Source organism: Burkholderia sp. AU33423 (genome assembly GCF_002223135.1).
GTDB classification, from domain to species: domain Bacteria; phylum Pseudomonadota; class Gammaproteobacteria; order Burkholderiales; family Burkholderiaceae; genus Burkholderia; species Burkholderia lata_D.
Map to the genome: position 1 here is coordinate 1,571,730 of NZ_NKFH01000007.1, position 21,541 is coordinate 1,593,270.

21 protein-coding genes are annotated in these 21,541 nt (G+C 68.1%); 16 read left to right on the forward strand and 5 right to left on the reverse strand.

Annotation, left to right across the window (positions count from 1 at the left end; genetic code table 11):
- Positions 1–10 precede the first annotated feature (10 nt).
- The 5 genes from CFB50_RS25615 (at position 11) to CFB50_RS25635 (ending at position 2,930) form a co-directional block, all read left to right on the forward strand.
- On the forward strand, positions 11–1,213 hold the full coding sequence (locus tag CFB50_RS25615; RefSeq protein WP_089447608.1) for an amino acid aminotransferase: 1,203 nt from the start codon (positions 11–13) through the stop codon (positions 1,211–1,213).
- A 143-nt stretch (positions 1,214–1,356) separates the two neighbouring features.
- Positions 1,357–1,755: a DUF488 domain-containing protein gene (locus CFB50_RS25620; protein WP_011355271.1), complete on the forward strand. Its 399-nt coding sequence runs from the start codon at positions 1,357–1,359 to the stop codon at positions 1,753–1,755.
- 122 nt (positions 1,756–1,877) lie between these two features.
- Positions 1,878–2,168: a DUF1488 domain-containing protein gene (locus CFB50_RS25625; protein ID WP_069251528.1), complete on the forward strand. Its 291-nt coding sequence runs from the start codon at positions 1,878–1,880 to the stop codon at positions 2,166–2,168.
- Positions 2,169–2,184: 16 nt separating this feature from the next.
- Entirely contained in the window at positions 2,185–2,424 is a 240-nt protein-coding gene (locus tag CFB50_RS25630) for a UDP-glucose 4-epimerase (protein WP_069251529.1), read from the forward strand.
- 155 nt (positions 2,425–2,579) lie between these two features.
- Positions 2,580–2,930: a metal ABC transporter ATPase gene (locus CFB50_RS25635; protein WP_089447609.1), complete on the forward strand. Its 351-nt coding sequence runs from the start codon at positions 2,580–2,582 to the stop codon at positions 2,928–2,930.
- Between the two features lie 53 nt (positions 2,931–2,983).
- On the opposite strand, the gene CFB50_RS25640 is transcribed toward CFB50_RS25635, so the two are convergent.
- From CFB50_RS25640 to lhpI, 3 genes are all read right to left on the reverse strand, one after another.
- Positions 2,984–3,763 (reverse strand): helix-turn-helix domain-containing protein, encoded by a 780-nt coding sequence (locus CFB50_RS25640; RefSeq protein WP_089447610.1) that lies wholly within the window; start codon positions 3,761–3,763, stop codon positions 2,984–2,986.
- A gap of 16 nt (positions 3,764–3,779) precedes the next feature.
- Positions 3,780–4,184, reverse strand: coding sequence for a response regulator transcription factor (locus tag CFB50_RS25645; protein WP_069251532.1), 405 nt, complete (start codon positions 4,182–4,184; stop codon positions 3,780–3,782).
- Positions 4,185–4,352: 168 nt separating this feature from the next.
- Positions 4,353–5,288, reverse strand: a complete 936-nt coding sequence (gene lhpI / locus CFB50_RS25650; protein ID WP_089447611.1) for a bifunctional Delta(1)-pyrroline-2-carboxylate/Delta(1)-piperideine-2-carboxylate reductase — start codon at positions 5,286–5,288, stop codon at positions 4,353–4,355.
- Between the two features lie 262 nt (positions 5,289–5,550).
- On the opposite strand from lhpI, the gene CFB50_RS25655 reads away from it, so the two are divergent.
- The 7 genes from CFB50_RS25655 (at position 5,551) to CFB50_RS25685 (ending at position 13,814) form a co-directional block, all read left to right on the forward strand.
- Complete coding sequence (locus CFB50_RS25655; protein ID WP_089447612.1) at positions 5,551–6,288, forward strand: FadR/GntR family transcriptional regulator; 738 nt, start codon at positions 5,551–5,553, stop codon at positions 6,286–6,288.
- 121 nt (positions 6,289–6,409) lie between these two features.
- A complete protein-coding gene (locus tag CFB50_RS25660; RefSeq protein WP_089447613.1) occupies positions 6,410–7,531 on the forward strand; it encodes a branched-chain amino acid ABC transporter substrate-binding protein in 1,122 nt (373 codons plus the stop codon).
- Between the two features lie 65 nt (positions 7,532–7,596).
- Complete coding sequence (gene lhpH / locus CFB50_RS25665) at positions 7,597–8,604, forward strand: trans-3-hydroxy-L-proline dehydratase (RefSeq protein WP_089447614.1); 1,008 nt, start codon at positions 7,597–7,599, stop codon at positions 8,602–8,604.
- Positions 8,605–8,780: 176 nt separating this feature from the next.
- Positions 8,781–11,369 (forward strand): penicillin-binding protein 1A, encoded by a 2,589-nt coding sequence (locus CFB50_RS25670; protein ID WP_089447615.1) that lies wholly within the window; start codon positions 8,781–8,783, stop codon positions 11,367–11,369.
- A 79-nt stretch (positions 11,370–11,448) separates the two neighbouring features.
- On the forward strand, positions 11,449–12,330 hold the full coding sequence (locus tag CFB50_RS25675; RefSeq protein ID WP_089447616.1) for a PilZ domain-containing protein: 882 nt from the start codon (positions 11,449–11,451) through the stop codon (positions 12,328–12,330).
- 223 nt (positions 12,331–12,553) lie between these two features.
- Positions 12,554–12,883 carry a DUF4148 domain-containing protein gene (locus CFB50_RS25680; protein WP_089447617.1) on the forward strand — a complete coding sequence of 110 codons (330 nt, stop codon included), beginning with the start codon at positions 12,554–12,556 and terminating at the stop codon, positions 12,881–12,883.
- A 526-nt stretch (positions 12,884–13,409) separates the two neighbouring features.
- Positions 13,410–13,814 (forward strand): lysozyme inhibitor LprI family protein, encoded by a 405-nt coding sequence (locus CFB50_RS25685; RefSeq protein ID WP_089447618.1) that lies wholly within the window; start codon positions 13,410–13,412, stop codon positions 13,812–13,814.
- A gap of 67 nt (positions 13,815–13,881) precedes the next feature.
- On the opposite strand, the gene CFB50_RS25690 is transcribed toward CFB50_RS25685, so the two are convergent.
- Both CFB50_RS25690 and CFB50_RS25695 read right to left on the reverse strand, forming a co-directional pair.
- Positions 13,882–14,529, reverse strand: coding sequence for a response regulator (locus tag CFB50_RS25690; RefSeq protein ID WP_039367385.1), 648 nt, complete (start codon positions 14,527–14,529; stop codon positions 13,882–13,884).
- Complete coding sequence (locus tag CFB50_RS25695) at positions 14,526–16,634, reverse strand: PAS domain-containing sensor histidine kinase (protein ID WP_089447619.1); 2,109 nt, start codon at positions 16,632–16,634, stop codon at positions 14,526–14,528. Before CFB50_RS25695 ends, CFB50_RS25690 begins: the two co-directional genes overlap by 4 nt.
- A 324-nt stretch (positions 16,635–16,958) precedes the next feature.
- On the opposite strand from CFB50_RS25695, the gene CFB50_RS25700 reads away from it, so the two are divergent.
- The 4 genes from CFB50_RS25700 (at position 16,959) to CFB50_RS25720 (ending at position 21,343) form a co-directional block, all read left to right on the forward strand.
- The gene (locus CFB50_RS25700) at positions 16,959–17,429 is read left to right on the forward strand and encodes a universal stress protein (RefSeq protein WP_069251543.1); all 471 of its coding nucleotides are present in this window, start codon (positions 16,959–16,961) and stop codon (positions 17,427–17,429) included.
- A 370-nt stretch (positions 17,430–17,799) separates the two neighbouring features.
- A complete protein-coding gene (locus CFB50_RS25705) occupies positions 17,800–18,306 on the forward strand; it encodes a cupin domain-containing protein (protein WP_089447620.1) in 507 nt (168 codons plus the stop codon).
- Between the two features lie 185 nt (positions 18,307–18,491).
- On the forward strand, positions 18,492–19,517 hold the full coding sequence (locus CFB50_RS25710) for a DedA family protein/thiosulfate sulfurtransferase GlpE (RefSeq protein WP_089447621.1): 1,026 nt from the start codon (positions 18,492–18,494) through the stop codon (positions 19,515–19,517).
- Positions 19,518–19,960: 443 nt separating this feature from the next.
- Positions 19,961–21,343, forward strand: a complete 1,383-nt coding sequence (locus tag CFB50_RS25720) for an amino acid permease (RefSeq protein ID WP_089447622.1) — start codon at positions 19,961–19,963, stop codon at positions 21,341–21,343.
- Positions 21,344–21,541: the final 198 nt, after the last annotated feature.

Consider the following 21,541-nt stretch of genomic DNA (forward strand, 5'->3'; position numbering starts at 1 on the left):
GACTCAAGCCATGTTCGAACACATCGACGCGTACCCGGGCGACCCGATCCTGACGCTCAACGAGAACTTCCAGAAAGATCCGCGCGACCAGAAGGTCAACCTGAGCATCGGCATCTACTTCGACGCCGAAGGCCGGATTCCGGTGATGGGTGCCGTACGCGAAGCCGAAACCGCGCTGCAGCGCGACAGCGGCGCGAAGCCGTACCTGCCGATGGTCGGCCTGCCCGCGTATCGCGATGCAGTGCAGGCGCTCGTGTTCGGCGCCGATCACCCGGCCCGCGCGGCCGGCCGCATCGCGACGCTGCAGACGCTCGGCGGCTCCGGCGCACTGAAGGTGGGCGCCGATTTCCTGAAGCGCTATTTCCCGGATTCGCAGGTGTGGCTCAGCGATCCGAGCTGGGAAAACCATCGCTTCATCTTCGAGCGCGCCGGCTTCACGGTGAACTCATACCCGTACTACGACGAGGCGACGGGCGGCCTGAAGTTCGACGCGATGCTCGCGGCGATCGACGCGCTGCCGGCGCGCAGCATCGTGCTGCTGCACGCGTGCTGCCATAACCCGACCGGTGTCGACCTCGACGAAGGCCAGTGGGAGAAGCTGATCGACGTGATCGAGGCGCGCGGGCTGCTGCCGTTCGTCGACATGGCGTACCAGGGCTTCGGCGCGGGCCTCGACGCGGACGCGTTCGCGGTGCGCGAGCTGGCCCGCCGCGGCGTGCCGGCGCTGGTCGCGAACTCGTTCTCGAAGAACTTCTCGCTGTACGGCGAGCGCGTGGGCGGCCTGAGCGTCGTCTGCGAGGATGCCGCCGCGGCCGACCGCGTGCTCGGCCAGCTGGCCGGCGCCGTGCGCTCGAACTACAGCAACCCGCAAACCTACGGCGCGAAGGTCGTGGCAACCGTGCTCGGCACGCCTGCGCTGCGCAAGCAGTGGGAAGAGGAACTGGCGGCGATGTGCCGCCGCATCGCGCGGATGCGCCAGTCGATCCATGACGGCCTGCGCGACCACGTCAGCGGCGAAGCACTCACGCGCTACGTGAAGCAGCGCGGGATGTTCACGTACACGGGCCTGACCGAATCGCAGGTCGACGCGCTGCGCGAAGTGCACGGCGTGTACGTGCTGCGTTCGGGCCGGATGTGCGTCGCGGGCCTGAACGACTCGAACGTCGCCATCGTCGCGGATGCCATCGGCAAGGTGCTGAAGAGCGGCGTCTGAGCGCGGCGCGGCTGGCCGAACCGGCTGTCTCCGCAAGGGAGCAGCCGGTTTTTTGTTGGGCGGCCGCAATGTGCGCCACCGGCTGACGCGGGGCAGGCGCGGCGGTACGATCACGGCATCCAACGCCATTCGGAAGGAGCAACATGGGGATCCGGATCATCCAGCTCGGCACGCCGCGCGCGGCCGGCGAGGGCCTGCGGATCGGAACGGTGCGGCGGCCGCCGCGCGGCGTGCCGAAGGCGGAATTCGCGTCGCGCAACTACTATGATGTATGGTTGCCGACGCTGTCGCCGAGCCCGGAACTCGTCGCACAGGCGCAGGCCGCTGAAACCGATGCCGAATGGAACGCGTTCCGCCGTCACTTCCGCGCGGAGATGGCGCATGGCGATGCGCCGAAGGTGCTCGACCTGCTGGCGGCGCTGTCGGCGACCACCGCGTTTTCGATCGGCTGTTATTGCGACGACGAGCGCCATTGCCACCGCAGCGTGCTGCGCGAGCTGCTCGCGGAGCGCGGCGCGGCGATCGAGCCCGACGCGGGCTGAAAGCCGGTTGTAGCGGCATCGTGCAGCCGCGCCGTGATCGTGCGGCGCAGCGAACCGGTTGACGTGGGTCAAGCGTGCGGGCGCGTGCGCCACTATGCTCTTGTCATGGAGCCATCACGACGATGACAGGCGGACAGATGCAGATTACCTTCCCGCCGGAACCACCCGAATATTGCGCACGCGACCTGGTCGTGGCGTTTTCGGCACTGGTCGACGGACGTTGCGTACAGTGCGCGGTTACGGCCGAGGCGCTGGAAGATCATTTCGGCGCGCCGTCGCTGCTCGAACGGGACCTGCTGGCCGCATTCGACGCGCACCGGCCGGCGATCGAGGCGATGGCACGCCGCATGCTCGAGGAAATCGGCGGCCGGCCGGTGCTGCTGCACAGCGGCCACTTCCGGCTCGAAGACTGATACCGCAGGAGGGCGCATGTCACTGCAAGGCAACATTCACGAACGCGACTGGTCCGTCGAAGTCGAGACGCGCCCGTGCGAATCGGGCGAATTCCGCTGCCGCGTGTCGGTCGAGCACGGCACCGGCGCCGCACGTTTTCATCATACGTTCGAGCACAGCCATGCGTATCCGACCGAGCGCGAGGCGATGATCGAAGGGTTGCGGGCCGGCATGACCTGGATCGAGATGAAGACGTCGCAGACCTTCAACGTATGAACGGACCCGCGCCGGCGACGGCGCGGGCAGACTATCGGCCGGGCAGCGATCGCAGAAATCGCGCCGGGCCACGGGCAACACGTGCCGCCGCCTTTCGGTGCGGGCGGCACATGCAAGGCGGTCGACGAGCGGGCGGCCCCGTCAGGAGACACGACATGGGCGTGGGCATGCAGATCGTCTACCTTGGATTCGCGGGTTCCGCCGCGGTCGAAGCCGAAGCCGGCGTGCAACTGGTGCAGCTTGATCGGTTCCGCGCGCTGATCCGCGGTTGCCACCTCGCGATCGAATCGCGTGCCGCCGCCGGTGGCGCGCGCCGGTACGACGTGCGGCTCGACCTCGTGACGCACGACGCGGCGCTGATTCCGCTGCCGCCGTGCGTCGGCGACGACCTGAACGACGCGCTGCGCCGCGCGTTCGCGCAGGCCGAACAGGCGCTGATCGCGTGCCAGGCGGGCGGTGCAAGGGTGGGGCTGCGCGACGCGGTGGCCGGCGGTGCGGTGCACTGATGCATCGCCGCGCGGCGTCGCGCGGGCGGCCAGCCAGGCGTAGCCTTGGCCCGTCAGACCCGTGCGAGCGCTTGCGAGTCGATGATGCGCACGCGCTTGCCGCGCGTTTCGACGAGCGCTTCGCGATGGAACCGCGAGAACATCCGGCTCACGGTTTCGAGCTTCATCCCGAGATAGCAGCCGATTTCCTCGCGCGTCATCCGCAGGTTGAATTCCGTCGCCGAATAGCCGCGCGCCTCGAAGCGCGACGACAGGTTCAGCAGGAAATGCGCGACGCGTTGCTCGGCCGACATCGTGCCGAGCAGCAGCATCTGGCTCGATTCGCGGACGATCTCGCTGCTGAGCATCTGGTAGAGGAAGTGTTGCATCGGCTTGATCTCGCGGCACGCCGCTTCGAGCGCACCGAACGGGATGATGCACACGACGCTGTCCTCGAGCGCGATCGCGTCGCAGCAATGCCGGCCGCCGCCGATGCCGTCCATCCCGAGCGTTTCACCGGCAATCTGGAAGCCCGTCACGTGCTCGCGGCCGTCGCGATGCATCATCACCGTCTTGAACGAACCCGCGCGCACCGCATAGATGCTCTGGAACGGATCGTCGATGCGGAACAGCGCGTCGCCCTGGCGCACTTGCCGGGTCGTGCAGATGATCGAGTCGAGGCGGCTGTATTCGGCCGCGGTCAGGTGCGGCGGCAGGCACATCGTGCGCATCGCGCACACCGAGCAGCGCGCGGCGGGATGTTTGGCGGCGTCGGCGCGCGTGACCGCGCGAAGCGGAATCGTCGGCCGAGGCGCGATGGATACGTCGGCGGCGCAGGGGGTGGCTGTGGACATGAGTCACTCCGGCTCGTCAGGGGCGGTGCACGCGAGCGTGCACCAGGGATTCGATGACTTGGCATGCGGCGTCGAATTCGACGGTCTTGTCGAAGAAGTAGTCGGCTCCGGCCAACGCGCATGCCTCTCTGAATGCCGGCGCCGAGTGATTCGTCAGCACGATCGTGACGATGCGCGGCGCGGCCTTCGACAGCGTCCCGATCAGGTCGAGGCCGCTGCCGTCCGCCAGCCGCAGGTCGACGATCACCACGTCCGCCTGGCTGCTGCGGATCTGCGTCCACGCATCCTGGCCGTCTTCCGCTTCGCCGACGACGGCGACACCGCGGATCGCGCCGACGAGCAGCGCGATCCGCTGCCGGACGGCGACGGCGTGATCGACGAGAAACACCCGGAGCGCGGCGGGTAACGGGCTGGCATTCATGCCGGCAGTATCGTGTTGCGCCGCCGAAAATGAAATCGGCCGAATTGGAAGTTGATGTAGGCCGCTGCGACGCGTTGTAGGGCGATTCCTACAACGCGTACGGGAAATCGCCGGAGGGGCCCCGGGGTGGCGGTGCCGCGAGCGCGGCTGAAGGAGGAAGTTTCCGGGTCAGCCGGCCTGGCGCGCAGCCAGCGCATCGCGCGCTGTGCGGCACGCGGCGAGATCCCACGCCGCACAGCCGACGCTCTTGAACAGCAGCGGCCCGTTGCGGTCGAATGCGCCGCCGAGCACGTCGGCGAGCGACGCGACGTGCTGCCAGTCGACCTGCGCGACGATCAGGTCGCCGGCTTCGTGGCGCGCGCCGGCCGGATCGTCGACGACCAGCCGGCTGGCGCGCACCGTGTTCGCGTCGATCTCGGCCGCGTCCGCGGTGAACGCGCCGACGCCGACCACGAGCCGGCCTTCGCGCGCGGCTTCGCGATAGACGGGCGTGCGGCTCGTCGTCAGCGTGACGACCACGTCGATCGCATCGGGAATCGCGTCGCCGCCGAGCGGCACGAGACGCGGCGCCTGCGCGCGGTGCGCGGCACAGAACGCCGCTGCGCTGTCGGCGCGCGTGCCGCGCACGTGGAGGCGCGCTTCGGGAAAGATCGCGGCGAGCGCTTCCGCGTGATTGGCCGCCTGTTTCCCGGTGCCGATCAGCAGGATGTCGCGCGGCACGACGCCATGCAGCGCCTGGATACCGAGCGCGGTGATGGCCGCCGTGCGGCGCCCGGTGACCGTCGGGCCGTCGAGCGCGAAGCGCATCTCGCCGGTGGTCGCGTCGTAGGCGGTGACCTGGCCGAGGATCGTCGGCAGCCCGCGCGCGCCGTTGCCCGGGCACACGTTCACGAGCTTGTGGGTCGCGAGGTCGCGCGCGCTCGACGGCATCGACAGCATCACGCCGCCCGCCTGCAGCGGCACGACCAGGCGTTCGGGGCTGACGATCTCGCCCGCCGCATAGTCGGCGACGGCCTGCCTGAGCGTGGCGAGCAGCGCCGGGTAGTCGAGCAGCGCGGCCGTGTCGGCCGCATCGAAAACGGGAATCGGGGAAAGAGCGGTCATCGTGTACGTCGTATGCGTCGGTGAGCGTGGACGACGGGCGCATGCCACGCCCGCCACAGAGCTGCCGGATACCGTGACACAGGCAGTGTGGATCGAATCTATACCACTTGCTGGCCCACCCGCAACCCAGAAAATAAAGCGCCTCGCCAGTTTTGGTTCTAATATCTGTCCAGAAGGGGCGTCATGGCCTCGATGCCGGCGCGCTCCGGTATAGTGCGAACCCATTCCAGATTCACGCCCGCGACCGGGCAGGAGCCATACGATGATGTCCGCGCGTCCCGACACACTCGAAGGCGGTTTCAGGCCGCTGCAGATCTACGAGCAGGTGGCCGAGAAAATCCGCGACGAAATTCGCGCGGGGCGCTATGCCGCCGAGTCGCGGCTGCCGTCCGAGCGCGAGCTCGCGGGGCTGTTCCAGGTCGGCCGGCCGGCCGTGCGCGAGGCGCTCGGCGCACTGCAGAACGAAGGGCTGGTGTTCACGAAGCGCAATTCGGGCACCTACGTCGTCGCGTCGCCGCTCGACGTGCTCGCGCAGCGCGGCGACATGCACCGGGCGTCCGAACCCGATTTCAGCCCGACGTCGACGCTCGACGTGCGGCTGATCCTGGAGCCCGCGATCGCGCGCCTCGCAGCCGCGCACGGCCGCGCCGACCCGGGCGCCGAACGCTATCTGGCCCAGATGGAAACCATTACCGACGTCGACGATCCGCACCAGCGCGCGCTGTGGAACGAGAGCGACCGGCTGTTCCACCGGCAACTCGCGTTGATGACCGGCGACGCGCTGATCGTGAAGATCGCGGACGAAGTCGCGAAGACGATGGATCAGCCGCTGTGGAAACGGCTGAAGGACGACGGCATCTACGACGCGGGCCGGATCCGGCTCTACGTGTCCGAACACCGGCTGATCTACGAGGCGATCGTGTCCGGCGACGCCGAAGCGGCGGCGTTCTATGTCGAGCAGCACATCCTCCGCGTGCGGCGCGACATCGCGCCGAAGTGACCGCATCGGGTTCGTTCTGGTCTGAAAAATGACCAGAATCGACATTTTTATTTTGAAATTGCTTGCATGGTGACCACGCGTATCCTACATTGGTTTCACACAAAACCAATCAGGAGACATCATGCGACATCTCGTTACCGCGCTCTCGGTGGCCATCGCCGCCGGCGCGCTGACTTCCGCGCATGCGCAGGAAGTCGTCATGATCGGCCATTCGGCACCGCTGACCGGCCCGCAGGCCGCGAACGGCAAGGACAATGAAAACGGCGCGCGCCTGGCCGTCGACGAACTCAACAAGGCCGGCATCAAGGTCGCCGGCAAGACCGTCACCTTCAAACTGGTCTCCGACGACGACCAGGCCGACCCAAAGGCCGGCGTGCAGGTCGCACAGAACCTCGTCGACAAGGGCGTGGTCGCGGTGCTCGGGCCGTACAACTCGGGCGTCGCCATTCCCGCCTCGCGCGTGTACTCGACTGCCGGCGTGCCGATGCTGCCGGTGGCGTCGAACCCGGCACTGACGAAGCAGGGCTTCAAGAACATCTTCCGGATCGGCGCGAGCGACGAGCAGCTCGGCGGTACGATGGCCACTTTCGCCGCGAAGACGCTGAACGCGAAGACCGCCGCCGTGATCGACGATCGCACCGCGTATGGGCAGGGCGTGGCCGAGCAGTTCATGAACGTCGCGAAGGCGAACGGGATCAAGATCGTCGACCAGGAGTTCACGAGTTCCTCGGCCACCGATTTCCTCGGCATTCTCACCAAGATCAAGGCCAGCAACCCCGACGTGATCTTCTTCGGCGGCTATGCGGCACAGGGCGCGCCGATGGCCAAGCAGATGAAGCAGCGCGGCGTGCGCGCGAAACTGCTCGGCGGCGACGGCATCTGCTCGGCCGACATGGGCAAGGTCGCGGGCGACGCGGCGTCGATCGTCTACTGCGCGCAGGGCGGCGTCGCGCTCGAGAAGACGGCGGCCGGGCGCGAATTCCTGAAGAAGTACCACGACACGTATCACACCGATACGCAGGTCTACGGCGTGAACTACTACGACGGGATGAAGCTGCTCGCCGACGCGATGGTCAAGGCCGGCACGACCACCGACAAGGCGAAGCTGATCGCGCAGCTCGCGAAGTCGAACTACGCGGGCGTCGCGGGCACCTATTCGTTCGACGCGAACGGCGACCTGAAGGGCGCGCCGACCACCGTCTACGTGATCCGCAACGGCCTGCCGGAACCGTACGCGAAGTAACGGCCAGCCTGCCATCGGACGGCGGCGCGGCCGCCGTTCTTCGTTTCAACGCTTTCGATTCCCCCATGAAAATTTCCCGATCCCTTTCCACCGTCGAAGTCCATACCGGCGGCGAAGCGTTCCGCATCGTCACGAGCGGGCTGCCGCGCGCGCCCGGCGACACGATCGTCCAGCGCCGCGCGTGGCTCAAGGAAAACGCCGACGAGATCCGCCGCGCGCTGATGTTCGAACCGCGCGGCCACGCCGACATGTACGGCGGCTACCTGACCGAGCCCGTGTCGCCGAACGCGGATTTCGGCGTGATCTTCGTGCACAACGAGGGCTACAGCGATCATTGCGGACACGGCGTGATCGCGCTGTCGACCGCGGCGGTCGAGCTCGGCTGGGTGCAGCGCACGGTGCCGGAAACGCGGGTCGGCATCGACGCGCCGTGCGGTTTCATCGAAGCGTTCGTCAAGTGGGACGGCGAGCATGCGGGGCCCGTGCGCTTCGTCAACGTGCCGTCGTTCATCTGGCAGCGCGACGTGTCGGTGGAGACGCCGTCGTTCGGCACCGTGACCGGCGACATCGCGTACGGCGGCGCGTTCTATTTCTACGTCGACGGTGCGCCGTTCGACCTGCCGGTGCGCGAAGCGGCGGTGGAGAAACTGATCCGCTTCGGCGCGGAAGTGAAGGCCGCCGCGAACGCGAAGTACCCGGTCGTGCATCCGGAGATCCCGGAAATCAACCACATCTACGGCACGATCATCGCGAATGCGCCGCGCCACCCGGGCTCGACGCAGGCGAACTGCTGCGTGTTCGCGGATCGTGAGGTCGACCGGTCGCCGACGGGCTCCGGCACCGGCGGCCGGGTTGCGCAGCTCTACCAGCGCGGGCGGCTCGCGGCCGGCGACACGCTCGTCAACGAATCGATCGTCGGCACGGTCTTCAAGGGGCGCGTGCTGCGTGAAACGACGGTCGGCGACATCCCGGCGGTGATTCCGGAAGTGGAGGGCAGCGCCCATATTTGCGGGTTCGCGAACTGGATCGTCGACGAGCGCGATCCGCTGACCTACGGTTTTCTCGTGCGCTGAGCGGCCGCGCCGATCGGCCGCCGTCGCACGGCTTCCCGGTTGTAGTACCAGGTTTGGCGCGTCGTTCCCGTTGCGGGGCACGCGCCTTTTTTGCGTGTGGACCGCCGGCACAGCCGGCCCCCCCGTGTGTCGCCGCCACGCCATCGCAGTCCGGCATCCCGCGCGAGTTTGGTACGATGCAGCCTTTTCAGCCGAGCTCCACCCGCGTGAATCGCCGAAACGTGTCGTCAGTGCGTGCCTTCTGTGCCAGATGGGTCGCGCGCGCCCTACCCGTCGCGGCTGCCGCCGTCGCGCGGGTCAAGCCTCTCGCCGCCACCGCGTGGCACCATGTCCGCCACCCGACGCGCCGCGGCGTACTGCTTGCCGGCGCCGCCGTGCCGGCGCTGTTCGTGGTGTACGTGGTCGTGCTCATCCCGTTCACGCCGGGCATCGGCGACATCCGCAAGGCACGCGTCGACCAGCCCGCGCAGGTGCTGTCCGCCGACGGCAAGCTGCTGGCCGAATTCAAGCCGTCGAACCGCGAGTGGGTGTCGCTCAAGCAGATCTCTCCGCACATGGTCGACGCACTGATCGCGACCGAGGATCACCGCTTCTACGAGCATCACGGCCTGGACTGGAAGCGCACGGCGTCGGCCGCGCTCCACACGTTCTCGGGCAGCCGCCAGGGCGGCTCGACGATCACGCAGCAGCTCGCGCGCAACCTGTATCCGGACGAGATCGGCCGCGCGCCGACGCTCACGCGCAAGGTGAAGGAGGCGATCACCGCGCTGAAGATCGAGGCGGTCTACAGCAAGGACCAGATCCTCGAAACCTACCTGAACACGGTGCCGTTCCTGTACAACGCGTACGGCGTCGAGATGGCTGCGCGCACCTATTTCGACAAGTCGGCCGACGAGCTCGACGTGCTCGACAGCGCGACGCTGGTTGGGATGCTGAAGGGCAACAGCTACTACAACCCGGTGCTGAACCCGGAGCGCGCGCTGCAGCGGCGCAATACGGTGCTCGGCCAGATGGTGAAGTACGGGAAGCTGTCGCCCGCGCAGTTCGCGCAGTTGCAGCGCCGGCCGCTGCGGATCGACTTCGAGCGCCAGAAGGAGCCGCCGGGGCCGGCGCCGCATTTCGCGCAGCAGCTGCGCAAATGGCTGATCGCGTGGGCCGACCGCAACGACTACAACATCTACTCGGACGGGCTGATCGTGCGCACGACGATCGATTCGCGGCTGCAGCAGATGGCGACGCAGGCGCTCACGCTGCAGGGCAACCAGCTGCAGGGCATCGCGAACAACGCGTGGAGCGGCCGCGACGGCTGCGGCACCGACAACGAGGTGTTCCGCACCTTCATGCGCGAGTCGCCCGAGTACAAGGCCGCGCAGGACGCCGGCAAGGACGACGCGGCCGCGATGAAGCTGCTCGCGGCCGACCGCGGCTTCCTGCGCGCGCTGTGCAAGACGAAGACCGACGTGCAGGCCGGCTTCCTCGCGATCGATCCGCGCGACGGGCAGATCCGCGCATGGGTCGGCAGCCGCGACTTCACCAACGAACCGTTCGACCACGTCGCGCAGGCGCGGCGCCAGCCGGGTTCGACGTTCAAGCCGTTCGTCTATGGCGTCGCGTTCGCGAACGGGATGAAGCCGGACGACACGTTCATCGACCAGCCGGTCGAGATCCCGTTGAAGGGCGGCGAGATCTGGCGGCCGAACGACGACGTGCCGCCGACCGGTAAACCGATGACGCTGCGCGACGCGGTCGCGCTGTCGCGCAACCGGATCACCGCGCAGGTGATGGAGAAAGTCGGGCCGGCTGCCGTGGCCAGGCTCGCACGCGACATGGGCGTGCGCGAAAGCCCGCTCGAACGCGTGCCGTCGCTGGCGCTCGGCACGAGCCCGGTCACGCTGAAGGAGATGGTTGCGTCGTACGCGACGATCGCGAACGGCGGGCTGTATGTCGAGCCGCAGATGGTGACGCGCATCGAGAACCGCCAGGGCGACGTGCTCGCCGAATACGCGCCGGCGCCCCCCGAGCGCGCGCTCGACGCCGAAACAGACAAGACGCTGCTCAGCGTGATGCGCGACGTCGTGACGCGCGGCACGGGCGGCAGCATCCGCACCCGCTTCGGGATCCGCGGCGACGTGGCCGGCAAGACGGGCACGACGCAGGACAACGCGGACGGCTGGTTCATCCTGATGCAGCCCGGCCTCGTGGCCGGTGCGTGGGTCGGTTTCGACGACGGCCGCGTGACGCTGCGCAGCGACTACTGGGGGCAGGGCGCGCACAGTGCGCTGCCGATCGTCGGCGATTTCTTCCAGCGTGCGCAGCGCGCCCGGATCGTCGATACGAAGGCGAAATTCGACACCGAGCCGTCGCCGGGCTGGTTCGCGTCGCTGCGCGAACGCGCGACGGACCTGTTCGATACGTGGTTCCCGCCCGAGGCGAGGAAGGCGCCCGCACCGGTCAGGACGCAGCGGGTGGAGCAGGCGCCCGAGGCTGATACCGGCGAGGCCTCGGCCGCATCGGCTGCCTCGGCGCCCGAAGCGGCATCGGGCGGCATCGTCGAGGAATGGGTGCCGGCGTCCGAAGTGGCCGCGTCGGCCGCCGCGCTGTCGGCAGGCGCATCGCAGCCGCAACCCGCGCAGCCGCCCGCGGGGGCGAGCGCGGCGGGCGGAGGCAGCGCGGGCCTCGGCGCCGCACCGGCTGCCGCTCCTTCGGCCCCACCGTCCCAGGCGCCGGTACCGGCCGCGCCCGACGCAACCGGCGCCTCGCAGTAACGGTGCCGTTCAGAACTCGCGCGATGCTGCCGTAATCATGTTGTCATGACAGCTCGCGCGGGCGTTCCGCGCCGCCCCGATGAGGCTATCTACCGACTACGTCCCGCTCACGCGCGACGATCTCGCCGCCGGCGTCCCGCTCGGCTTCGATCTCTACGATGCCGACGGCGCCGCGCTGCTGCCGGCCGGCACGACGCTGCGCGATGCCGCGCAGCATGCCTTCCTGTTCGACCATTTCCGGCCGGTACGGCGGCGCGACGACGCCGAAGCCGCGGCCGAGACGCGCGTGCCTGACGAGGCGCCTCACACGCCGCGGATGGGATTGTCGGCGGGGGCTTCGATCGGCATCCGCCGCCGGGTCGGCACGACCCGCGGGCTGCAGCGCTGCCGGTTGATCGGCATCGCCGCTTCGGGCGCGCTGTTCGTCGAGCCGCAGCCGGCGGCCACGCTCGACTTCGCGCGTGGCGACGACATCGAGGCCGTGGCGATCGGCCGTGCCGCGGTGTCGCGTTTCGGCGCGACGGTCGAGTCGGTGCAGGTGGCGGGTGCGTCGCGGTTCCTGGTGCTGTCGCCGCCCGGCTTCGTCGACCGGCTGCGCACGCGCGCGGAGCCGCGCGTGCCCGTGCGGATCGCCGCCTGCTGCGCGGGCGGGTCGGAGGGGGCGGAAGGCATCGGGATGGTGCACGACGTCAGCTTGAGCGGCCTGTCGATTGCCGTGGACCGGCCAATCGCCGCAATCGGCGAACCCGTGCGCGTGCAGCTTCCGTACGCGGCGGGCGACCGGGTCGAGCTGCTGGCGCTCGACGGCACGGTGCGGGCCGTCCATGCCGATCCGGCGGCGCCCGCGCTGACGCTGCACCATGCGGCCTTCGGCGAGACCGGCGCCGACGACCTGATCCGCCTCAAGGCGCTGCTGTTCGACCGGCTGATGGCGTCGTCGGATACCGACCGGCGGCGCTGATGCAGGGCTGGGCGCACCGGGCGCCGTGCCACGGTATTCAGTGCGTGAATGCCGATAATCGTCTGATGATTCGGTGTATTCCGTGGCGATTGTCTGGTTTCCGTCAACAGTGAATTCGCGATTTAAGTATTTACCCTGATAGCGCCGCCTCCTAGACTTCTACTCATGCGCAACGACCCCGAGTCCGAAGCGCCTGACAAAACAATTCTGGAGGTAACGCATCATGAAATCGCTGATCAAGGCAGTTGCACTGGCCGCCCTGGTGGCCGCACCGGTCGTCTCGTTCGCCCAATCGAACCAGCAGCCGCTGACGCGCGCGCAAGTGCGCGCCGAGCTGGTCCAGCTCGAAAAGGCCGGCTACAACCCGAACGACTGGATGAACTACCCGGAAAACATCCAGGCCGCACAGGCAAAGATCGCCGCCGCACAGAACACCGGTGCGCAAGCGGATGCAACGGGCTACGGTTCGAACGCTGCCGCGGCGTCGCAGTCGGGTCAGCGCGTGGTCGTGCCGGCCGCAACCGACCGCTCGTCGGTGTTCTTCGGCCACTAAGCCCGTTCCCGGATGGCGGCCTTCGGGGCCGCTGTCTCAGCCGTATCGGAAAGCCCGCACCCGGTTCATTCGAGTGCGGGCTTTTTTGCGCCGAAACGTTTCGGAAACGATGTTCGGCGCAATGGAGGGCGTAACGCAGGATATCGCGCACAGCGGCGACAGGTTGACGCCCGAGAGGCCGTTCATGTGGTCGCCGTCAATGAAGCGCAATCGTGGCTGGCGGTGAAACAGCTTCGTGTGACCGGCCAGGCGCTGATCGGAAGGGCGACCGTCGATACGACGAGATGGCGGCGACGGACGCAAGCGGGCAGTCCCGACACGACTACTTCGACGTGACGCCGTTCTTCGAGCGTTAGCTGCCGGTGGCGAACCAACCCTGGCGGCCGCCGGTCGCGCGGCGCCCGCTGACAATCCGCCGCGCGTGCGCTAGCATCGCGGTCGATGTCACCGTGGCAGGGTGGCCGATGCAAACGGGGCGCGGCAACGCACCGGGTTCCACGACTTCAACGAACAACAAGGAGCATCCATGCGTGTCTTGACTGGTCTGCTGTGCTCGCTCGCGCTGGCGGCGAACGTCGCCCACGCGCAGGCGAATTGTGCCGACGCGACGGATCAGGCGGCGATGACGGCGTGCGCCGATCGCGCGTACAAGAAATCCGACGGGGAACTGAACCGGACCTACCAGGCCGTCACCGCGCGCCTGCGCGATGCGCGCCCGCTTGCCGACAAACTCGTGAATGCGCAGCGTGCGTGGATCGCGTACCGCGATGCCGAATGCAACTTCTCCAGCACGAACGCCGAGGGCGGCAGCGCGTATCCGATGGTCGTGTCGACCTGCCTCGACGATCTGACGAAATTGCGCACCGAAACGCTGAAGGGCTATCTGTCGTGCGAGGAAGGCGATCTCGCGTGCCCCGTGGCGGCCAAGTAAGCGGGTAAGCGGGGCGCGCCGCCCGGCCGGCGGCACCTGCCATCCCGCCGCTGCCGGACGCCGTCCGTTACACGTCGTCCGTTTCGTCGAGCAGCTTGTGCCGCATCGCGTAACGCACCAGCGCCGCTTCGTGCGGCATCTGCATCTTTTCCAGGATCCGCGTCTTGTACGTGCTGACCGTCTTCGCGCTCACGCACAGCGCGTTGGCGATCTCGGTCAGCGTCTGGCCGGCTGCGATCCGCCGGAACACATCGAATTCGCGGTCGGACAGCCGCTGGTGCGGCAGCGTCTCGGCCGGCTCGTTCAGGCTCTGCGCGAACTGCTCGGCCATCGCGAGGCTCACGTAGACGCCGCCTGACGCCACCTTGGTGACCGCGCCGACCAGCTCGGCGCTCGCGCTTTCCTTCGTCAGGTACCCGGACGCACCGGCGCGGAACGCGCGCACCGCGTATTGCTGCTCCGCGTGCATGGTCAGCACGAGGACGCGCAGCGCGGGCTTCTCGTCCTTGATCTGCTTGATCAGCTCGACGCCGTTGCGGCCCGGCATCGACAGGTCGAGCACGAGCACCTGCGCGGGCGTGGCGCGTATGAGCGCGATCGTCGACGGGCCGTCGCAGGCTTCGCCGGCCACCTCGAATCCGGTGGCGTTCTGGAGGATGTGTCGCAGACCGTCGCGTACGAGCGTATGGTCGTCGGCGATGAGCACCTTGATCATGAGATGAGCGTTTCCTGTTGGACGGTACTGAGCGGGAGCGCGACGGTGATCGAGAAACCGCGCGCGAGCGCGGTGTCGATCGTCACGGTGCCGCCCAGCATGTGGGCGCGTTCGCGAATGCCGATCAGGCCGAACGATTTGTCTTCATGGGTCGGACCGCCGGGCACCGAGCCGCGGCCGTTGTCCGCGACGCGCAGCACGCAGAAGCCTTCCTCGACGTCGAGCCGCAGCGCGACGCGCGTCGCATCCGCGTGACGCGCGACGTTCGTCAGCGCTTCCTGGACGATCCGGAACAACGTGGTCGCGCCCGCGCTGGTGAACGTGAGCCCGCCGGTTTCGATGTGCCGTTCGACATCGATTCCGTAGCGGTTCGTGAAATCGTTCGCGAGCCATTCGATCGCGGGCACGAGGCCGAGATCGTCGAGCATCACGGGCCGCAGGTCGGCCGCGATGCGCCGCACCGACGCGACCGTCGTGTCGATCAGCCGCCGCATGCCCTGCAGGTGCGTCTGCACGTCTTCGTCGGGTTGTATGCGACCCGGCACGCGCAGCTGTTGTTCGATCACCGACAGATCCATCTTCAGCGCGGTGAGCTGCTGGCCGAGGTCGTCGTGCAATTCGCGCGCGATGCGGGTCTTTTCCTCTTCGCGCACGTTCTGCAGGTTCGCGGACAGTTCGCGCAATTCCTCGCGCGACTGCTTCAGCGCGTTCTCGGCGCGCTGCCGCTCGGTGATGTCGCGCAGCATCACCGTATAGAGCTTGCCCGACGCGTCGCGGATCTGCGAGATCGACGCCTCGATCGGGAACTCCTCGCCGTTGGCGCGCAACCCGAACAGCACCCGCTGGCGGCCCATCTGCCGCTCGGACACGCCCGTCACGCCGAACTGGTCGACGTGCCTGGCGTGCGCGGCGCGGAACCGCTCGGGAATGAAGCGCGACAGCGGCGCGCCGATCGCTTCCATCGCGGACACGCCGAACACCTGCTCGGCCATCGGATTGAAGATCACGACCGTCTGCTTTTCGTCGATCGTGATGATCGCTTCCATCGACGAACGGATGATGCCCATCATCCGCGCCTCGTTGAGGATGCCGCGGCTGCTCGCGCCCGAATCGGCGGCGGAGCGGGCGCGCAGCAGCGCATGGATCAGCACCGCGAATGCGATCGACGCGATCAACCCCGCGGCGAGCACGGTGCCGGCCGCGCGTTGCGCACCGGTGGCGCTCGGGCGGCCATCCGCGGAATACGCGAGCGTCAGCACCGTGCCGCCGAAATTCAGTTCGTCGGTGCGCCGCATCAGGTCGGGCGAAGCCGACGCCTCGTCGGTCGTCGTTTCGACGCTGACGATCGCGCGCCGGTCGCCGCCGGCGGTGATCCATACGTCGATCCCGCGTTCCGCGTCGAGCGCCCGCTCGACCAGGCGTCGCGGGCTCAACGCCGCGAACAGCACGCCGTCGGCGCCGGTTTCACGCGGGCCGGGCGGTGTGGCGGCAGCATGCGGTGACGCGGCAACCGGCAGGAACAGCGTGAAGGTGCGGGCGTCGCGCGACGTGTCGTCGTCGGCCGGGTGGACGCCGAGCGCGACGTCGCCGGTCTGCAGCGCGCGCCCGAGCGGCGCCGCGTCGGACGCGCCGAAACGCACGACCGGTGAATTCGACGCCGGTGCGCTGAGCGCGGCGGTCGCGAGCATGCCGGCCGGCACCGGCTTCGCGCCGGCGAGGGCGGTGCGCGTCGCGGGCGGCAGCGGCGCATAGCCGATCTGGCGGACCGGCGAGCGGCCGCTGTCGAGGTCGAGCATCTCCGCATACCGGCGCCATTGTTCGGGCGTCATGCCCGGGACGAGGCTGAACGCGCCGCGCGCGCCTTCGAGCACGGCCGCGCCGGATTGCAGCTCGTGGCGGAGCATCGCGGTCACGTGCGTCGTGCGGCGTTCGAAACGCGTATGGACGGCGCCTTGCCACTGCTCGCGCACGAGCAGCGCGACGCCGAGCGACAGCACGGCGCCGGCGCACAGTGCAACGACGCCGGCCGCGAGCGGCTGGCGTAACATGATCTGGAGGCGCGTGGGCCCTCGGGTGTCACGCGTCCGGGTTCCACTTGCGGTCATTCGATTGGCATTCTGTTGTCAGGGGCTGCTCGCTGGCACCGGGAGCAGCACAGCAAAACCGGGTAAAACTCGCACCGGCTGCACGCAACGTCTATTTTCAAGATGAAATTGTGCGCGATTTACACGTTTTTTGTAATGGGGCCACTAGAAATTGCGGCAACCGGCGGGAAGCAGCGGGCGCGCCGGCCGCGCTTTGACGCGCATCAACGGGCGCGTCGGCACGTGGGGCAGACTGTTCGGCAGGCCACCCGGCACCGGGCCGGGGGGCGATAACGGGCCGCCGTCGCGCGACGCGCGATGCGTGCCCGGTCGGAGGGACGGACCATGTACAAGCGGATTTTCGTCGGGCTCGACGGCAGCCCGAGCGCGCGTCTCGCGCTGAACGAGGCGATCCGGATCGCGGCGGCGTCCGGCGGTGAAGTGACCTGCGCGTATGTCGTCGAGCACCGACCGCAGCTCGTCGACGTGGATGCGGGCTTCGCTGCCGCGCGCGAAGGCGATGCGGCCGCGACCGATGCCGTGACGCCGGTGCTCGACGATGCGAAGGCGGTGCTCGCGCAGGAGCATGTGTCGGGCACCGTGCGCGCGCTCGACGCGTACGGCGAGGATGTCGCCACCGTGCTGATGCGCACGGCTGCCGAAGCCGATGCCGACCTGATCGTGATGGGCACGAGCGGGCGGCATGGCCTGCGCCGGCTCCTGCTCGGCAGCGTCGCCGAATCGCTGCTGCGCGCGGCCGACCGGCCCGTGCTGCTGGTGCGGCACAACGAGCCGGGTACGGCGGCGACTGCGTGACGCACGCGGCAACGCGCCGACGTTGACGCACGGGCGGTCGCGGGCGGCGACCGTCTCGCGCATTCGTCGGATGACCGCCCGATGAAACGGAAACGCACGCCGCGCGGCATGTGAGCGCGGCTGTCGCTGCCGTCACATTGGCCGCGCGAGGGCAGCATGCCCGATGCCCCTTCACGGGCGCGATCGCGTGCCGGCGGTTGCATCCCGACACGCAGTTCTGGCAGCATCGACCGGTGTCCGCTTGTTCGCCGCGCGCATGGCCGCGGCGATCGACGCAGCAGCATCCGGCGATATGCGGTCGCGCTCGCGATGAGCGAAGCGAGGCCGTACGCCGGGTGCCCGGTTCCTTACCTTACCGACGTCATCCGCCATGCCGATCTCCGCTACCGACCTGATTCGCCAGTTCGACCTGCAGCCGCATCCCGAAGGCGGCTATTTCCGCGAAACCTACCGTGCAACCGATTCGGTCGTGCGTCCGGCCGACGGCGCGCCACGCGCCGCGTCGACCGCGATCTACTACCTGTTGTGCGACGGCGCGTATTCGTCGTGGCACCGGATCCGTTCCGACGAAGTCTGGCATTTCTACGCGGGCGACCCGATCGAAGTGTGGGTGCTCGACGAGCGCGACGGGCTGACGATCCATCGGCTCGGCAACCCGCTCACGCATCCGGGCACCGTGTTCCAGGCGGTCGTCCGGGCCGGAAGCTGGTTCGGCGCGCGCTGCGCGGCGCCGGAGCACGTCGCGCTCGTCGGCTGCACGGTGGCGCCGGGCTTCGAGTTCGCGGAATTCGAACTGGCCGACGCGGCCGCGCTGGCCGCCTCGTTTCCCGACTACGCGGAACACGTCGGGCAGCTCGCCCAGCGCACGGACATGTGACGGTCACGGCGGTGCCGCCAAGGGCGCGAAGCCCGTGCCGACGGTGCGTGTTCCGCGCGGTCGCGGCCAAACCCGTTTAGAATGCCGTGGTGCATCGGGTCGGCCGCGGGCGTGCCGCGGCAGCCGTTGCCCAGCGGTGCCGACGGCCCTCGTCGCACGGCTGCATGCCCTCCAGGAGCGCCGCCGTGTGGCACTTTCCCATCGCTATTCCATCGTCGCTCGGCCCATGGGCCGTGTTCGCGAGCGTGTTGATCACGCAGCTCGGCGTGCCGGTGCCGGCCGTGCCGATGCTGATTCTCGGCGGCACGATGGCGGCAATGGGGCAGGCGTCCTGGGTCAGCATGTTCGCGGCGGCAATCGGCGCGACGATGCTGGCCGATTCGCTGTGGTTCTTCATGGGCCGCACGCGCGGCCGGCGCCTGCTGAACGGCCTCGTGCGCTTCTCGCTGTCGCTCGACACGACGCTGCGTTTCGCACGTAACGTATTCGAAAGATACGGCGCGCCGCTGCTGGTGCTGTCGAAATTCCTGCCGGGCCTCGGCCTCGTGTCGGCGCCACTGCTCGGCACGACCGCGATCGGCGTCGGCGTGTTCCTGTTCTGGGACCTGGCCGGCGCATCGCTGTGGGCCGCGTTCTGGCTGGTCGGCGGCGCGGCCATTCACGACCAGATCGTCCAGTTCGTGCTGTGGGTGCGCGCGAGCGGCGGCACGATCCTCGATGCATTCCTCGCGATCTTCATCACGTTCCTGCTGTACCGCTGGGTGCGTCGCGTGCAGTTCCGCCGCTATCTCGCGCAGGTGCGCATCTCGCCGCCGCAGCTCGTCGAGATGATGACGTCGGACGAGCCGCCGCTGATCTTCGACGCGCGGCCGAAAGCGATCCGCGAGCGCGAACCGTACCGGATCGCCGGCGCGGTGCCGGTCGATCTCGATTCGCCGGACCTGCTCGATCCGGAAATGCTGAAGCGGCCGATCGTCGTCTATTGCGTGTGCCCGAACGAGGCCACCGCGAAGCGCCTGATCGCGAAGATGCAGCGCAAGAAGATGATCCACAACATCCGCGCGCTGAAGGGCGGACTCGATGCGTGGGAAAAGCACGGCTATCCGGTCGAGCCGATGCCGGCCGATCTCGATGCGTCGCGTTATTTCGTGCGGCCGGATCACGCTGCGATCGAAGGCGAATATACGGTGCGCGCGACGCTGTCGAAATAAATCCGCGCGCGAGAGTCGCGCGCATTCGAATTCCACTACCGGTTTCACGTCCCGCGATTTTGATGAAAATCGACTGGCGTGAAACGGCTTCTCCTCCCTATAATCCCGCCTGCATATTGCGTGCGCCTGATAGCGCACATTCGACGCGTGTTCGTTCACGCCGAAAGCGATTGATCCCGTCGCCGTCCGTTACGCGCACAGCCGCGTCGAACGGGCCGCACGGGCGTATTCCGTGAAAGGCCCGATCCGTTTTCCGGATTGTTCCGGAACATACGGATAATCCGCGGCGATTCCTGTCGGATTGACGCAGTATCCGTGTCGTTTCTAATTTAGAAAACGACGGCGGAGATTATTTCGTTTTCGGCATGCCGGGATCGGCATGAACGGTCGCGCATTGACATCGACAATGACGGCGGCTCGTTCACGGCTGCCAGGAGACGGACTTGAAACAACCAGAAGACCAGTTGCATAGAGGGCTGGAAGAGCGGCACATCAACCTGATGGCGCTCGGCGCGACGATCGGCGTCGGCCTGTTCCTCGGCTCGGCCACCGCGATCCGCGTCGCCGGCCCGGCCATCCTGCTGACCTACCTGCTGGGCGGCATCGCGATTTTCCTGATCATGCGCGCACTCGGCGAGATGGCGATCGCCAATCCCGTCGCCGGCGCGTTCAGCCGCTACGCACGCGACTACCTCGGGCCGCTCGCCGGCTACCTGACCGGCTGGACCTACTGGTTCGTGTGGATCGTCACCTGCATGGCGGAAATCACGGCGGTCGGCGTCTACATGCACATGTGGTTCCCCGGCGTGCCGAACTGGATCTGGGCGCTCGCGGCGCTCATGGCGATGGGCTCGGTGAACTTCATCGCGGTCAAGCTGTACGGTGAATTCGAGTTCTGGTTCGCGCTGATCAAGATCGTCACGATCGTGCTGATGATCATCGGCGGCGGGTTGATGATCGCGTTCGGGATCGGCAACGGCGGTGTCGCGATCGGCCTGTCGAACCTGTGGGCGCACGGCGGCTTCATGCCGAACGGCATCGACGGCGTGGTCGCCGCGTTGCCGATCGTGATGTTCGCGTATCTCGGCGTCGAGATGCTCGGCCTCACCGCCGGCGAGGCGCGCAATCCGGAGAAGTCGCTGACGAAGGCCGTGAATTCGGTGTTCTGGCGCGTGCTGATTTTCTACATCGGTGCGCTGTTCGTGATCATGTCGCTGTATCCGTGGGACCAGATCGGCACCCAGGGCAGCCCGTTCGTGATGACATTCTCGCGGCTCGGCATCCCGGCCGCCGCCGGCATCATCAACTTCGTCGTGCTGACCGCGGCGCTGTCGTCGTGCAACAGCGGCCTGTTCAGCACCGCGCGGATGCTCTATAACCTCGCGCAGCAGGGCCAGGCGCCGAGCAAGCTCGGCCAGGTCAATCGCCACGGCGTGCCGGTGTACGGCGTGATCGTGTCGGTCGCGCTGCTGCTGATCGGCGTGCTGCTCAACTATCTCGCGCCGCAGCACGTGTTCACGTGGCTCACGTCGGTGTCGACGTTCGGCGCGATCTGGACGTGGTGCGTGATCCTGATCGCGCAGATGCGCTTTCGCCGCACGCTGTCGGCCGACAAGATCGCGCGCCTGCCGATCCGCGTGCCGTTCTATCCGCTCGGTTCGTTCGTCGCGCTCGGCTTTCTGGTGCTGGTCGTCGTGCTGATGGCATTCACGCCCGACACGCGCGTCGCGCTCGTGATCGGGCCGGTATGGATCGTGCTGCTCGGCATCACGTATGCGCTGTTCTACGCGAACCGTCCGGCGGCATCGGTGCCGACGAAGTCGTAAGCAGCACGGGCAGGGGCCCGCGCGACCCTTGATCGCGATCATGCACGCGCGGGCCGGACGACCTATGCTGAACGAATCGATTGTCCGCGCTTCGCGTGGCAACCCGCCGATCCCCGTGACCGCCGCGACCGCGGCGGCGGTCCGGCCGCCGTGCGCCGCTTCCGCGCGAAGCTCCCGTCGTCGTTCCGCGACGACGCG

What these genes read in the sequence shown, in the direction of transcription:
- CFB50_RS25615 (WP_089447608.1), top strand. Translation starts at nt 11, where the DNA reads ATGTTCGAACACATCGACGCGTACCCGGGCGACCCGATCCTGACGCTC.
- CFB50_RS25620 (WP_011355271.1), top strand. Translation starts at nt 1,357, where the DNA reads ATGGGGATCCGGATCATCCAGCTCGGCACGCCGCGCGCGGCCGGCGAG.
- CFB50_RS25625 (WP_069251528.1), top strand. Translation starts at nt 1,878, where the DNA reads ATGACAGGCGGACAGATGCAGATTACCTTCCCGCCGGAACCACCCGAA.
- CFB50_RS25630 (WP_069251529.1), top strand. Translation starts at nt 2,185, where the DNA reads ATGTCACTGCAAGGCAACATTCACGAACGCGACTGGTCCGTCGAAGTC.
- CFB50_RS25635 (WP_089447609.1), top strand. Translation starts at nt 2,580, where the DNA reads ATGGGCGTGGGCATGCAGATCGTCTACCTTGGATTCGCGGGTTCCGCC.
- CFB50_RS25640 (WP_089447610.1), bottom strand. Translation starts at nt 3,763, where the DNA reads ATGTCCACAGCCACCCCCTGCGCCGCCGACGTATCCATCGCGCCTCGG.
- CFB50_RS25645 (WP_069251532.1), bottom strand. Translation starts at nt 4,184, where the DNA reads ATGAATGCCAGCCCGTTACCCGCCGCGCTCCGGGTGTTTCTCGTCGAT.
- lhpI (WP_089447611.1), bottom strand. Translation starts at nt 5,288, where the DNA reads ATGACCGCTCTTTCCCCGATTCCCGTTTTCGATGCGGCCGACACGGCC.
- CFB50_RS25655 (WP_089447612.1), top strand. Translation starts at nt 5,551, where the DNA reads ATGATGTCCGCGCGTCCCGACACACTCGAAGGCGGTTTCAGGCCGCTG.
- CFB50_RS25660 (WP_089447613.1), top strand. Translation starts at nt 6,410, where the DNA reads ATGCGACATCTCGTTACCGCGCTCTCGGTGGCCATCGCCGCCGGCGCG.
- lhpH (WP_089447614.1), top strand. Translation starts at nt 7,597, where the DNA reads ATGAAAATTTCCCGATCCCTTTCCACCGTCGAAGTCCATACCGGCGGC.
- CFB50_RS25670 (WP_089447615.1), top strand. Translation starts at nt 8,781, where the DNA reads ATGCAGCCTTTTCAGCCGAGCTCCACCCGCGTGAATCGCCGAAACGTG.
- CFB50_RS25675 (WP_089447616.1), top strand. Translation starts at nt 11,449, where the DNA reads ATGAGGCTATCTACCGACTACGTCCCGCTCACGCGCGACGATCTCGCC.
- CFB50_RS25680 (WP_089447617.1), top strand. Translation starts at nt 12,554, where the DNA reads ATGAAATCGCTGATCAAGGCAGTTGCACTGGCCGCCCTGGTGGCCGCA.
- CFB50_RS25685 (WP_089447618.1), top strand. Translation starts at nt 13,410, where the DNA reads ATGCGTGTCTTGACTGGTCTGCTGTGCTCGCTCGCGCTGGCGGCGAAC.
- CFB50_RS25690 (WP_039367385.1), bottom strand. Translation starts at nt 14,529, where the DNA reads ATGATCAAGGTGCTCATCGCCGACGACCATACGCTCGTACGCGACGGT.
- CFB50_RS25695 (WP_089447619.1), bottom strand. Translation starts at nt 16,634, where the DNA reads ATGACCGCAAGTGGAACCCGGACGCGTGACACCCGAGGGCCCACGCGC.
- CFB50_RS25700 (WP_069251543.1), top strand. Translation starts at nt 16,959, where the DNA reads ATGTACAAGCGGATTTTCGTCGGGCTCGACGGCAGCCCGAGCGCGCGT.
- CFB50_RS25705 (WP_089447620.1), top strand. Translation starts at nt 17,800, where the DNA reads ATGCCGATCTCCGCTACCGACCTGATTCGCCAGTTCGACCTGCAGCCG.